At 46.4% G+C, this 14,169-nt stretch carries 9 protein-coding genes; 3 read left to right on the top strand and 6 right to left on the bottom strand.

The annotated features are described in order from the left end of the window. Positions 1-85: 85 nt before the first annotated feature. Complete coding sequence (locus tag CLV42_RS28655) at positions 86-487, bottom strand: hypothetical protein (protein ID WP_146154515.1); 402 nt, start codon at positions 485-487, stop codon at positions 86-88. Positions 488-622: 135 nt separating this feature from the next. Beyond that, positions 623-4,576 carry a caspase family protein gene (locus tag CLV42_RS28660; RefSeq protein WP_106605371.1) on the bottom strand — a complete coding sequence of 1,318 codons (3,954 nt, stop codon included), beginning with the start codon at positions 4,574-4,576 and terminating at the stop codon, positions 623-625. A gap of 386 nt (positions 4,577-4,962) precedes the next feature. Between CLV42_RS28660 and CLV42_RS28665 the strand changes: the two genes are divergently transcribed. Then, positions 4,963-5,202 carry a hypothetical protein gene (locus CLV42_RS28665; RefSeq protein WP_106605372.1) on the top strand — a complete coding sequence of 80 codons (240 nt, stop codon included), beginning with the start codon at positions 4,963-4,965 and terminating at the stop codon, positions 5,200-5,202. Positions 5,203-5,334: 132 nt separating this feature from the next. Then, the gene (locus CLV42_RS28670; RefSeq protein ID WP_170117686.1) at positions 5,335-6,867 is read left to right on the top strand and encodes a serine hydrolase domain-containing protein; all 1,533 of its coding nucleotides are present in this window, start codon (positions 5,335-5,337) and stop codon (positions 6,865-6,867) included. Between the two features lie 101 nt (positions 6,868-6,968). Here CLV42_RS28670 and CLV42_RS28675 read toward each other — a convergent pair whose 3' ends face one another. Continuing rightward, positions 6,969-7,889, bottom strand: a complete 921-nt coding sequence (locus tag CLV42_RS28675) for an AraC family transcriptional regulator (protein ID WP_106605374.1) — start codon at positions 7,887-7,889, stop codon at positions 6,969-6,971. A 379-nt stretch (positions 7,890-8,268) separates the two neighbouring features. Here CLV42_RS28675 and CLV42_RS28680 point away from each other — a divergent pair, with 379 nt between their 5' ends. Then, on the top strand, positions 8,269-9,156 hold the full coding sequence (locus CLV42_RS28680) for a helix-turn-helix transcriptional regulator (RefSeq protein ID WP_106605375.1): 888 nt from the start codon (positions 8,269-8,271) through the stop codon (positions 9,154-9,156). Here CLV42_RS28680 and CLV42_RS34040 read toward each other — a convergent pair. From CLV42_RS34040 to CLV42_RS28690, 3 genes are all read right to left on the bottom strand, one after another. Further along, on the bottom strand, positions 9,143-9,286 hold the full coding sequence (locus tag CLV42_RS34040; protein WP_170117687.1) for a hypothetical protein: 144 nt from the start codon (positions 9,284-9,286) through the stop codon (positions 9,143-9,145). The two genes, CLV42_RS28680 and CLV42_RS34040, sit on opposite strands and share 14 nt — an antisense overlap. Before the next feature lie 211 nt (positions 9,287-9,497). After that, positions 9,498-10,928, bottom strand: coding sequence for an efflux transporter outer membrane subunit (locus CLV42_RS28685; protein ID WP_106605376.1), 1,431 nt, complete (start codon positions 10,926-10,928; stop codon positions 9,498-9,500). Between the two features lie 34 nt (positions 10,929-10,962). After that, positions 10,963-14,133, bottom strand: a complete 3,171-nt coding sequence (locus tag CLV42_RS28690; protein ID WP_106605377.1) for an efflux RND transporter permease subunit — start codon at positions 14,131-14,133, stop codon at positions 10,963-10,965. Positions 14,134-14,169 lie beyond the last annotated feature (36 nt).

Here is a 14,169-nt window from a genome sequence, read left to right on the forward strand (position 1 = left end):
TACTGCTTTCACGTAAACAATGGTACTCTCTCCGGTAGAAAGAATTAAAAGAAAGGGATGTCTTGTAAGAAGGGATCCCTTTCTCTTACAGTTCCTGTCCCGTCAGGCAATAAAACAGGTTCTGTAACTGGTGTACATGCACCACTGGCTGTCCATAGGGTATCAGTTGTCCTGGTGCCGCAGCCAGGAATTGAAAGGAATAGCCTTCGTCCCGCACATACACGCTGTCCTTACGATTGTACTTATAGGAAAAAACATTTTCGTCTTCTCCATGCGCCCTGTCTCCCCTCACGAATCCAAAGCTGTGCAGATATCCGGCATCCAGCGACAAAGGGTGTACATTGGCCAGTGACAGTTTACTTTTAGGTAGTGTTGAACTATAGATGAAGCCATCTAATATACCTTCCACCTCAAACACTGTTTCATTCATATACAGATCATAATACCATACCAGGTTACCCGTACGCACGTCATTTGCTTCAATCATGATACAATAATTCTCCTGCAAGTATAACGGTATATTCGAATTATTTATGCTTTTCACTGCGGTTGCCGGCAATAATAAAGGTTGTTCACCATTACAGCGAACAACCTTTTCTTATATCTGAACGGATAGTTACTCTCAGGGCTGGGCTGACATTGCCGGCGCTTCTGCGAATGGTTTCAGATCAGCTTTCAGTGTCTCAATGACATTGACAAATTTGTCGGCCACCAGCTTGAACCCGGCATCTGTAGGATGGATCTCATCGTACCAGCTGCCACGGTCTACGATCTCCCTTACATTGATGTAGTAAACCACTCCCGGGAATGCCGCCGCTACTTTTTCCAGTCGCTTGTTAAATTCATCTACCATAAAGCGGATCAGGGATTCCCTTACCGTCTGCTGATGAATATTCTTCCGGATCATGTATTTACCCAGCCAGCTGGTTCTGCGCGGGAATAAGTCTGTATCGACCGGGATGATATAGTCGTAACTGTGTACCAGCATACGCAGGTTCGGATACCTGTTATGCAGTTCTGTGAACATGTCGGTATACCACGTTTCCAGTTTGTCCAGTTTATCGAAGAAGGTCTTGTTCAGATACCGGGCCGGCGTCGTATCATCTTCTGCTGGTGTGTCACGCAATGAGTACTGGAACTGCTCTCCCAGTATATCATTACCGCCACCGCTCACCAGGAAGATCTGTGCTTCCTCATCTCTGATCGGATTCAGGTATTCTTTTTGCTTCATATAGTTCTCCAGCGTGTCTCCCGCTTCAGCAAAACTGCGGATCGCATAGAGTTTGTAGAGATGGTCTATGGTATCCAGCACGCGGATGGGATACTGGAACCAGGAGTCGCCTTCTGCTACAATTCTTAACCGGTCTGTCTCCCTTAAGCGTTTGTACAATCTCCTGCGCTGACGGCTCTCAATTGCATTGGCGGCCCATAATACAACGTCTCCCCATAGACCTTTTTCGCCTTCCGGCACCTTGATCTCAGGTTTCAGTTTCAGGCGGGTAGGCTGGCCGTTTTCATCGGTTACCAGGTCATAATACAAGCCCGCAGCATAATAAGCTGTTTCGTCATATTCCATCAGATCCTGCAACATCTTACGGTCTATGTTGTTGAAGTCCGGATTATTGAAAACGAGGTATAAGGTCTGGGTGATCCATCCTTTGAATTCGGCAGGGACATCTTCTTCTTCCATTACCGCGCCTCTGGGTACCTCTCTATTACCCCTTACCAGTCCCTTTTCACGGTCGGCCAGTACATAAGGAGCCGGCAGACTACCAAGGGAAAGCGCCTTTACATTAAACTCGTCTGTGCTGACGATCAGCTTCAGCGTTTCCATACTTAATGGCCAGTTATATTCCCTTACAAAATCATCCTGGCGGATGATGATCCTGTCTTTCCCCTTTCTGGCCAAAATGAGCTCTTTGCCGGGTTCCAGCAACCAGGGATATTGTGGCAGGTATTCCAGGTAACTGCTGAACTGGATTCCCAGATAAACAGCCGCTACGTATACAGATTGCTGAGTGGTATTGGTGAGTTTTATCTCCATAGCACCCTCCCACAGTCCCTGACCGGGCTCAAAATCGAAGGTGGCAGTACCCATATCAGTATTGATCTTCTTTTTGCTGCCATCAGGGAAGATCCTGGCCACATCGATCTGTATCGGCTTTTCAGGGAAGCCTTCCGGAATAGTGCTGTTTTGCAGTTGCTTGATGAAGTGCCACTGAGAGATGTGTTTTAATGTTTCCACCAGCTCAACATCCCCTTTCTCTTTTGTCAGATCCAGCGGTCGTACTACGGGGCGATACGGATCATTGGCCCGGGTAATCACCGCTTCGCCTGACCTGATATGCAGGGTGTAGTCTGCACTACGGCCATTCTCTGTGGTGCCTGACTGGAATTCAAACTGGCCCCCTGTTTTATGTTCAATGGCATCCAACAGTTCAGCCATTTCTGCAGGATTACCATTGCTGTTGTTTAGCTCCAGTAATATCTTACCGCTCATCAGTCCTTCTGCAAATGCCTTATGTGCCTTCGCCTGATCAGGCGTACCATCAATGGTGATACCGCTGTAGTCAATGAACACACTGTCTATACTGGCAGTCCATTTCTGACTGGCGTTAGCAGCATTTACGATAGTGAGCTTCGTATTTTTATCCACGCCATGGATAGCACCGATATTCAGCTGCCAGCCATTCTTACCATAAGTAGCTTCGGCAATGGTAATATTGTCTGTGATGCTGCGGTTCAGGAAGCCTGTGTATAACAGTCTATCGGTATCGCCTGACACATAGATACGCGGCGTCTGTTCAAAGCTGAAACGCAGGTACTGCCTGATCCTGCTGCTCAGGTCATTATAGGAAACATTACCGGTACAGGCATCCAGTGCACCCAGTAGTTTTTTGGTGAATACCCCTTCGCCATTTACTTCAACGGCAGACTGGTTACTTTCGCAGGCAGCCATTTGTATATGGATACCTTCCGGCAGGAATTCATCTGTCTTTTTATCCTTGACATCGCTTTCTTTGATCTCATTGCAGAACACAAATTCATTCCATTCACGTTGCGGGAAAGCGCCTGAATAGCGTGTATTATCGTAGATCATGCGTTTGATCACCTTGTCTTTGCTGAAGGCAGCATTGATCAGCTGACCGCGTGTATTATCGCCGGAATGGCAGCAGTCAAAGATCACTACGATATGCGCTTCCGTTTTGTTGTACAGTTTAGCGATCATATAACGCAGCTCCTTATCTGTCAGCAGGAACTCGGCAGCCTTACTGGTACCCCCATCATAACACACGATACATTCCAGCTTACCGTCTGTTTCGTCCCACGTCGGCGCAGCGTCTTCCTGGGTACCATGGCCTGAGAAATAGAACAGGACGGTATCTTCTTTCTTTGCCTGTCCCAGGTGTTCCTCAAATGCTTTCACCACATTGGCCCTTGTTACTTCGGAGTCTGTGATCTTTTTGATGTTACAATCAAATACGGTGCGGTTCTTCAGGTAGTCTTCCACCTGTTGCAGATCATGCAGACAGCCGCTCAGTTTGCGTACCTGGTCATATTCATTGATACCAGCCAGCAGGGCATATACTTTTCCGCTGGATGGCGTGATCTCTTTTGCAGTGCCTTCTTCAAAATCGAAAGGGTTATAACCCTCATTGTCAGTTGCTTCAGGCGCCCCCTCTTCTGTACTGCTTTCACCAACAAACTGTGCGGCGATACCACCTTCAGTGGTCAGTCCGATAGATAACTCCCTGGCTGCAAAGTTTAGTGAGCGGGCAGTACCTACAGGTGTAAACGCTGTAGCCGTTACCCCGCGGATCACTGTTTCCCAGTCAAAGGCAGGACCGATGTCCCATTTACCGGAAGGACGGTAGTTAATATGAGATACGATGCCTTTGAATGTCAGTACATCATCCGTAGTAAGATATCTTTTATCCTCGGACAGGAACTGGCGCGGGATGTTATACTTAGCGGTCAGATAACGGAGCAGGATGATGGTGCTTTCTATTTGTTCAGGCGTGTAGGAAGCGTAATAGGATTGTTCCCTGAAAGGTGTATCAATCTTCAGGTAGGCATCTGTATTACTTAATGAACAATACTCATCAATGGGGCCAGGTTTACCATTCTGCGGTGCACGGGAGTATATGGTTTCCAGGTTCCCATCCCTCGGTACGAGATACGCATAGTTTGAGAGCTCGATGCCGATGGTTACCTTATCCTGCGCATTGTTTGTACCCTGATTCCCCAGGCCGGCACCGAGATGACCAGACCAATTGCCCGAAGGGAATAACTGGTAGATCGTACCGTCCCGGGCAATGACAAAAGGTACAGAAACATGCCTTCCCTGGGTGGTAAGACTTTGCATGTCGGACCTCAGGTTGCCGGCCGTAAAATGCAATACTATCCGCTCCTTTGTATGGGTATCAGGATAGAAATAATTGCTGCTGTCTGGTTTGTACAATTGTCCCGTAAGGATCAGTTGTTCGTTCGGAACCTGCAGGGAAAATGGCGTTAGGAATGGAGCCGCTTCACTCTTGAAACGAGCTTCGATCTGGGGTAAAGAGTCGTATCTCATGCCGGGGTAGAGTTTAAATATGGGGTATTGATAATAAATTACTGGTACTTAGATCAAGGCTATAATCTCTGTAAACGTGTGATGTTCTAATTTGATTTTTCAATTGATGACAAAGCGCGTTGTCGGTTTCAAATATATGAATTTAAGTTCATAATCAGCTATTTATCCTGTTTTTCCCGGGATAGAAGTTAAAGCCGGGCCTGTATATTTATTTACCCCCTTTTTTGCCATAAGTCTACAGTAACATACTATTTTGTTTCAATAATTAATTAATTCGGAGATATAATAGTTTAGTATATAACAATCTTGAGGAAATTGCTAAAAATAAGCAGGATTTTAGCGGATAAGTAAGGTTATTAACTTCTCTTTTTTAAAAAACCTTAGTCATGAAAAAGCATCTTGTAACACTCGGTTTTCTGCTCGTATCCGGTGTGTTTGTTTATTTCCAGAGTATGCCTGGCCCATCCTTTGCAGCCAAAGCTACTTCGAATGAAGCATACACAACTTATAACGATCATTTCAGACAGGACACCACACCCCGTTCTGATACCTCAAGACATAAGATGAAGATGAAGAGCAAAATGAAAAAAGACAGTACCTGGCGAAAAGACAGCCTTCCCCAGTAAGAGATGAAAAACGAAAGCCTTCTGCCCCTGCAGAGGGCTTTCCTGCTTTATCACTTATCTCTTGTGTTTCGTCACATTTGCCCCCTCCGCATCCTGTTCTTCCTTAGTATTGCGGTCAAATCAACTACCACTATGAGACGCATATTTTTCCTCTCAGCCGTCATGCTGAGCGGATTATTTTCAACAGCACAGAACAGGCTCGGGAAATTAAACATCTACTTCAACAATATCCGGCAGACGGAAAGCATGAACGGGAATATACTGCTGGCTGAGAACGGACGGACCATCTATCAAAGATCCTTCGGTTACGCAGACTTTCCATCTGCCAGTGAAAATGATATCAACGTACGTTATAATCTTACCTCTATATCTAAAATCTTTACATCAACGGCTATTCTGCAATTAAGAGAAAAAGGAAAGGTACAACTGGAAGATACCTTTCAGCATTATTTTCCTCAGTTCCCTTATCCTGATATTACGATCAGGCATTTGCTGACACATACTTCCGGCCTGCCTGATCTTGAATTGTATGAGCCGCTTGTAAAACAGTTTCCGGATACGATCGTTACAAACGATATCATCATTCCGACATTGATAAAAGAAAACAAACCGCTCTATTTCAACCCCGGAGATAAATACAGCTATTGCAATACGAATTACTGCCTGCTGGCGATGCTCGTAGAAAAGCTCAGTGGTCTGTCATTCAGTGACTATCTACAGCAATATATTTTTCAGCCAGCGAGGATGTTGCTGACCTATTGTTCAAAGACCTCCTTCCAGCAATCACAACCGAGAATAGCCACACCTCATGTGATAGCAGCGTATTACGACACAGCATATTCACCTGTTTTCCAGGTGAAACGATACCGTTATACCAGCTATAATAATAGTGCGCCAACAGGTGCATCCAATATCATCACCACCACCAGCGATCTGCAACGGTTTGACCTTGCTTTCTTCGGGGGCAAATTATTAAGTCGCACTTCTATAGAAGAAGCGCTGACGCCAGTTCGGCTGAATAATGGCGACACTTACTGGGAGCATATGGATACTATGCTGGGAGAAGGCAAAGGCAGTTATGGCCTGGGTTGGGAGATTTTCGAACAACCTGGATTCGGGAAGTCAGTAGGACATGGCGGTTTTATGTTTGGCCTGGCTACTTTCTATTTCAGGAACATCGACAGGAAACAGACCATCATCGGGTTTGATAATGTTGCAGGACCCGCCTTCGGTAAAATTGTTACATCTGCATTCTATATCCTGAATGATCAGCCGCCTATGCTGCTGCAAATAAAAACATCTCTTGTCAGATTGTTTGCCCATACAATGGTGCAATATGGTGTGGATAATGCTATCAGTTGTCTTACCTCCTTGAAAAGCGATACCAGTAAATATTATTTCAGCGAGCGCGAAATGAATCAGCTGGGATATGAGTTTCTTTATTTCTCTTCATTCCCTGATCATCTTCAGTTTGCTATAGAAACCTTTAAGATCAATATGCTGCTTTTTCCTGATAGTTATAATACTTACGACAGTTATGCAGAAGCGCTGTCGAAGGCAGGCAAGAAACAGGAAGCCATCCTTATGTATGAGAAGTCCATTGCGTTAAACCCGGACAACCAGGGCGGCATAAACGCGCTGAAACAGTTACTCAGCCAGCTGTAGCACTCTATCCGTCCTGTTTTAACAGAGGGTGTCTTCAATAGTAACGGAGACACCCTCTTCAATAAGTAGTATTACCATTTCATAATGCTTCTTTACGTTGTTTATATACACAGGTACTGCTGCATAGCGTCCTTCTTATAGTCTGTAAAACTTCTGCCGGAAAAGTTCTTAAAGAACTTACTGAAGTGTGCGATATCATCAAAGCCGAGACTATAGGCAATCTCCTTCATACTTGAGCCGGAATAGGTAGCCTGTCTTTTGGCTTCCAATACTACACGCTGACGGATATGATGACTTGCCGGAAATCCGGATACTTTCTTCACCATCTCATTGAGATGATTAGGTGTAACCGCCAATTCATCAGCATAATCTGCCACCAGTTTGTAGACCATATATTTCTCTTCGACAATTGAAAAGAACCTGTTGACAAGGCTCCTGTTACCCTGCTTTGCGGGAGGTTGGGCGGCAGGCTTGTACTGACGGGTAAGGTAGATCATAAAAATATTCAGTAAGCCCCTCAGTATTTCCGACCGCAGGAGGAAAAAGTTGTCGAACTCCTTCAGCATTTTCACCACCAGGTCTTCCATTTCTGTTCTCACATCTTCATTCAAGCAGATCACTGTTGTACCCGCCAGCTGATGAAAGGAGTTGGAATGAAAGATAAGCGATGCATTCTCCTTCGGCATGAGCAGGAATTCCTGGCTGAAGGTGATAACGTAACCTTTTATGTTCTTTTCAGGCTTAAACTGGTGGACCTGTCCCGGGGTAAGACAGTATACCTGGTTGGGGCCTGCTTCATATTGCTCATTATCTATCCAATAATGACCATTTCCTTCCGATACCCATATCAGCTCGAAACTGTTATGCTGATGAGGTACATTACTCATAAGATGGCTGTTAGCGGCATCACTTTCCAGTTTATAGATCCCAAAAGGCAGATGCGTTTTTTCCATCTGCAAGAGGGGGTGTTCTGAGCGACGGTTTGGAGTGGTTTGCATATTACAGTAATGAGTTTGTGACATAATGTGTGGTTAATGGTTCCGAATTAATGACAATGTGCTTAAGGGAAAACAAATCATATACCACTCACTTAACCATATGACATACAGTCAATTGATTTTTTTTCATCATCTAACAATTAACTATATTTAGTGATTCCACTGTTTTTATTCGTTTTATTTGGCGAAAAACGATCCCCCTTCCTCCTGGGTGCCCTATCTATGGCCGTTCATCCGGACCAGTCACATTCCGGAACATCTAAGTCGAGATTTCGCGCAAAAGTCGTGATATAACGAAATATCGCGTTTGCCGCTTTCCCTTGAATCCAATAACAAATTGATTATCAACACACACCAGTCAGGCATATAATTGGAAACAACTTGAGCATAAACCCACTGTTATATGAAGTTTCCGGAATATCGCTCCTTGCTGAAACCAGAAAGCGCAGATGCTGCCCTTCCTTTTATGATCCATTCGATTCGTAAAGTGCGGGCAGAGGTAGCAGCTCACAACATGTTTCCGCATAAACAGCGCTATGTTGAGATCATCTGGATCATGAAGGGTGGTGGCACCCTTGTTATGGACCTGGAGAAATTTGTGCTGCAGGATAACAGTATTTTCTGTATTACGCCGGGGCAGTTACATCAGCTGAAAGAAGATGAACAAACAGAAGGATACATCTTCTCTTTTACTGAAGCATTCCTGCACATGGGAGAACAGGACTTTGACCTGATGTACAACTCCGGTCTTTTCCAGTCCTTTTCCAGATCGGCAGGTATCCGGCTGGATAATGATACTGCCGGGGAGATGCAGGAGATCGCGCTTAAAATGCTAAAGGAGAGTAATAATGCATACCTGTTCAAAACAGAAATGCTGCGACGCTACCTGAAGATATTTCTGATCTATGTGGCCAGGCAGTTCCATGCACCATTGCAGACGCTTATGCAGACGCGGAACCTTGAGCTGACAGAGAAATTCAAGTCGCTGGTAGAAGCACATTTTAAAACACACCGTAAAGTAGCAGACTATGCGAAGTTACTGGCGGTAACGCCCAACTATCTGAATGAGATCATTAAAAAGACGACCGCCTACCCTGCCAGTCATCACATCCGTCAGCGTATTGTGCTCGAAGCAAAGAGGAGGATCGCTTACTCTGATGAGTGTATGAAAGAGGTGGCCTGGCATCTGGGCTTCAGTGATATCGCGCACTTCAGCAAGTTCTTTAAGAATGCTACCGGCACTACTTTTACTGAGTTCAGGAAAGAATGCCTCGTGCTCACCACCAGCTGAGTGTCAGTGCTGGCAAATGCTCCGGGCAATCAACATGTATTTGCACCTGGTTGTGAGAACAGCGAAGGCCCATGATTAATACAAGTGAATCCTTAATTCCTGCATTGTTGTAGAACGTACGTTTTTTCATCTTTGCAGTGTTATCAATAAGATATCGGATCATCAGCGAAAATTTAAACCTGATATTTTTATCAAGTTGGCATTGGTTACCAAACGGCTGTTTCTCTCCAGAAACAGCTTTTTTTATACCTGACAATAAAAATAAATAGCGCCACAGGGCTGTGGCGCTATTGGGTTACAAACAGTATATCTACCTATTACAACTGTCCTTGATTAATCGTCTATTTCCAGCCGCCTCCCAGGCTTCTGTATAATTCAACAGAAGCACTGAGTTGCTGACGTGTGATGTCGGCCTGTGTCAGTGATGCTTCCAGCGACCGGCTCTGTGCAGTGACCACTTCCAGGTAGTTGGCCATACCACTGCGGAACAGCATTCTTGCCTGAACTACGGCCAACTGCAATGTATTGACCTGCTCAGATGCTATTTGTTGCTGGTCTTTCAGTTTATCCAGCTTTACGAGAGAGTTTGACACCTCTCCTATTGCATCCAGGGCTATCTGACGGAACCTGATCACCTCCTGTTCACGTTGCACCTTTGCTACTTCCAGGTTCGCTTTTAGCTGTCCCCGTTGAAATAGGGGCTGTGTGATACTACCAGCTACGGTACCAAACAGGGACGCAGGCAATGTGAACCATTCGCTGGCTTTAAAGGCATTTACGCCGCCGCTGGCGGTGATATTCAGTGAAGGGTACATACTAGCCTGTGCCACGCCTACTTCTGCGTTAGCGGCCTTTAAAGCCATTTCCTGCGCTCTTACATCCGGACGGTTGCTGAGCAGGGCCGCAGGTACGCCTGTGGGCAGCAGCTCGCGCACCGGTGTGCCAGTCAGGGTCGTACTGTATACTATTGTACCAGGCAACTCCCCCGCCAGGATACGCAATCTATTCTGCTCGATGGCTTTGGCCTGTTCCAGCTGAGGTATCAGCAGGGCGGCCGTTTGCCGTTGTGCCACGGCCTGCTGTACCCCCAGTTCGGTTGTTTCACCGGCGGTCTTCTGCAGTCGTATCATTTGTACAATGGTATCGCTCAGGGCCACATTGCTACGGGCAATGTTTAACTGGGCATCCAGCATCAGCAGGTTATAATAACTGTTGGCGATATCTGCCACCAGTCCTGTCTGTACGGCATGCATGCCTTCATACGTTTGCAGGTAACTGGCAAGTGCAGCTTCCTTGCGACGTTTGATCTTTCCCCATACATCAATCTCCCAGGACAAACCTCCGCTGAGGCTATAGTCTTCGATATGATCCGTGTGCAGGAAATTATTCAGACTGGTACCGTTTAAACTGTTCTTAGAAGGGATGGAAGTAGACGCTGCCGCCTGGAGATTCACAGCAGGCAGCCAACCTAATTTTGCCTGTTTCAAGTATGCCTGTGCTGTTTCGATACGTTTCAATGCCAGCTGCAGATCGTAGTTCCCGCTCAGCGCCCTTCCTATTAATCCCTGTAGAGTGGTATCTGTAAAAAATTGTCTCCATTCTATTGTTGCAATGCTGCTGTCGGCTGTTGTACCTGCAGCAACGGCAGTGTCGCTGTACTGAGCCGGCAACGTTACCGCGGGCCGTTCATAATTACGGCCCACCCGGCACGCTGCAAATCCTGCAACTATAAAGAAAGAGACGATTGGTATCCTGATATATTTTAGTGTCATCCTGTTTTTCTTTAAGCTTTAATATTAAATGCGCTTATACAGTCGCATCTCCTGCCAGTTCAGGCGCCCCGGTTTTCAACGGTTTGCCGCTGATCTTTTCCTGTAAATACTGGAAAACGATGAACAGCACCGGGATGGCAAAGACACCCAGTATTACCCCCGTCAGCATACCTCCGGCGGCACCGGTACTGATGGAACGGTTACCCAGCGCAGAAGATCCTGTTGCACGCATCAGTGGCGTCAGGCCCGCCACAAAGGCGAAAGACGTCATCAGGATAGGACGCAGACGAAGGCGGGACGCCTCCAGTGCAGCCGCCAGCAGTCCCATACCGTTACGACGCCGCTGTACAGCATACTCCACGATCAGGATGGCGTTCTTCGCCAGCAGCCCTATCAGCATGATCAATCCTACCTGTACATAGATGTTGTTATCAATACCGAACATATTGATAAACAGGAACACACCGAAAATACCCAGCGGAATAGACAGTATCACTGAGAATGGCAGGATATAACTTTCGTACTGTGCCGACAGCAGGAAGTATACAAACACAAGACATAACAGGAAGATGATACCTGCCTGTCCGCCTGCGGCGATCTCTTCTTTCGTCATACCTACCCACTCATAAGAGAAACCTCTCGGCAGGTATTGCTGCGCTACTTCTTCCACTGCCTTGATGGCATCACCAGAGCTATAGCCTGGTTTAGGCTGCCCGTTGATGGTTACGGCGTTAAAGAGGTTGTTACGGGTCACTGTCTCAGGACCATACACCCTTTCAAGTTTCACGATGGCATTTACAGGCACCATCTCACCGGTTTTATTCTTCACATAGATCTCGTTCAGCGATTCGGGTTGCGCACGGGAAGGCGCTTCCGCCTGTACGATCACACGGTAGTATTTACCGAAGCGGTTGAAGTCAGACGCAAAGGTGCTACCGTAATATACCTGCATGGTCTGCAACACATCTGATACAGATACACCTAATTGTTTCGCCTTTGTCTCATCTATCTCCAGGTTATATTGCGGGTTGCCTGCATTGAAAGTGGTAAATGCAAAAGCAATCTCTTTACGTTTCATCAGTTCACCGATAAAACCATAAGCCGTATTGGCCAGTTTATCGAGCGGACCACCGGTACGGTCCTGCAGGATCACCTCAAAACCATCCACGTTACTGAAACCCGGTACGGTTGGCATGTTAAACATAAAGATGTTGGCTTCCTTGATACTGGCAAGCCTCGCCTGCATCATACCCATTACATCTTTCAGGTCTTTTGCCTTACCACGGTCTTCATGTTTTTTCAGTTTCACGAAACCTATCGCATAAGCAGAGCTGTTGGAGTTGGTGAGCAGGTTGAAACCGGAAACACTCAGGTAAGTATTCACCGCTTCCATTGCTTTCATCTCCTTCTCCACCTTATCTACCACTTCCTGTGTACGTTGCAGGGAAGTACCGGGAGGCATGGTCACAGAATATACCACGAAGCCGTTATCTTCTGTTGGAATAAAACCGGTAGGTGTCTTCTTCACTAACCAGACAGTCACACCTAATATTATTACCAGTATCCCGATAGGTATCCATTTACGCTTCACCAGGAAGCGTACGCTGCTGATGTATTTATTGGTCACTGCTTCAAAACCTGTGTTGAAAGCACTGAAGAAACGGCTGCCAAATCCTTTGGTATAAGCGGCACCATGTACATCCTTGCTATGATTGTTCTTCAACAACAGGGCACACAAGGCCGGGCTCAATGTCAAGGCGTTCAGTGCGGAGATCAGGATCGCGATAGCCAGTGTAAAAGCGAACTGCCGGTAGAATACTCCTGCAGGTCCCTGCATGAAACCAACCGGAATGAATACGGCCGCCATCACCAGGGTAATGGAGATGATCGCTCCGGAGATCTCCTGCATACTGGTGATCGTTGCTGCACGCGGCGTCATATTAATATGCTCCATTTTCGTGTGTACGGCTTCCACCACCACAATGGCATCATCCACCACAATACCAATGGCCAGTACAAGCGCGAACAATGTCAGCAGGTTAATCGTAAAGCCGAACAACTGCATAAAGAAGAAGGTACCAATAATGGCTACCGGCACCGCAATAGCAGGGATCAGCGTAGAGCGGAAGTCCTGCAGAAAGATGAACACCACGATGAATACCAGTATAAAGGCTTCTATAAGTGTGTGTTTCACCTGGTCGATAGATTCATCCAGGTATTCTTTGGTGCTATAGATATTGAAGTAATCTACGCCATTAGGGAAGAGTCCTGCTGCTTTTTTCATCAGTTCATTCACCTGTGTCTGGATCTCATTGGCGTTTGAACCGGCGGTCTGATAGATGGCGATACCAATACCATATTTACCATTCACGTGTGTATCACTGCTATAGGTAAAGGAACCAAATTCAACACGGGCTACATCTTTCAGTTTCAGAAGAGAACCGTCTGCATTTGCTTTCAGTACGATGTCTTCGTATTGGGAGTTCTGGTTACGCTTACCTTTATACTTTATCACATATTCGAAGGCTTCCTTACTGCTTTCGCCAAAGCGGCCGGGAGCGGCTTCCAGGTTCTGTTCCCTGATAGCAGTTAATACATCCTGGGGAGAAAGGTTGTTGGCAGCAAGACGATCGGGACGTAACCATATACGCATGGAATAGTCTTTCGCGCCAAACACCATTGCCTGTCCGACGCCGGTTACACGTTGTATCTCCGGGATGATGTTGATCTTCGCATAGTTCTGCAGGAATTTCTCATCATATTCTTCCTGGTCGCTGATCAGGTTCACCACCATGATCATACTGTTCTGCTGTTTCTGCGTGGTGATACCGGCACTCACTACTTCCACAGGAAGCAGGCTGGTAGCCTTGGAAACACGGTTCTGCACATTCACGGCAGCCAGATCGGGGTCTGTACCCAGTTTGAAGTATACAGTCAGCGTCATGGAGCCGTCGTTATTGGAAGTGGAAGTCATGTAGGTCATGTTTTCCACCCCATTCACCGCTTCTTCAATAGGAGTCGCTACAGAACGGGCTACGACCTCCGCATTCGCACCAGGATAAGAAGCTGTAACAGCTACGCTGGGCGGCGCGATATCGGGGAACTGTGTAACAGGCAGGGTAGTCAGGGATAGTAATCCCAACAACACCAGGATGATGGACACCACCGTTGCCAGTACGGGCCTTTCTATAAATTTTCTTAACATAATCTTGTTGCATTTTTGTTTATCCGGATGTCTGAA

This window comes from Chitinophaga ginsengisoli (genome assembly GCF_003014595.1).
Classification (GTDB): Bacteria; Bacteroidota; Bacteroidia; order Chitinophagales; family Chitinophagaceae; genus Chitinophaga; species Chitinophaga ginsengisoli.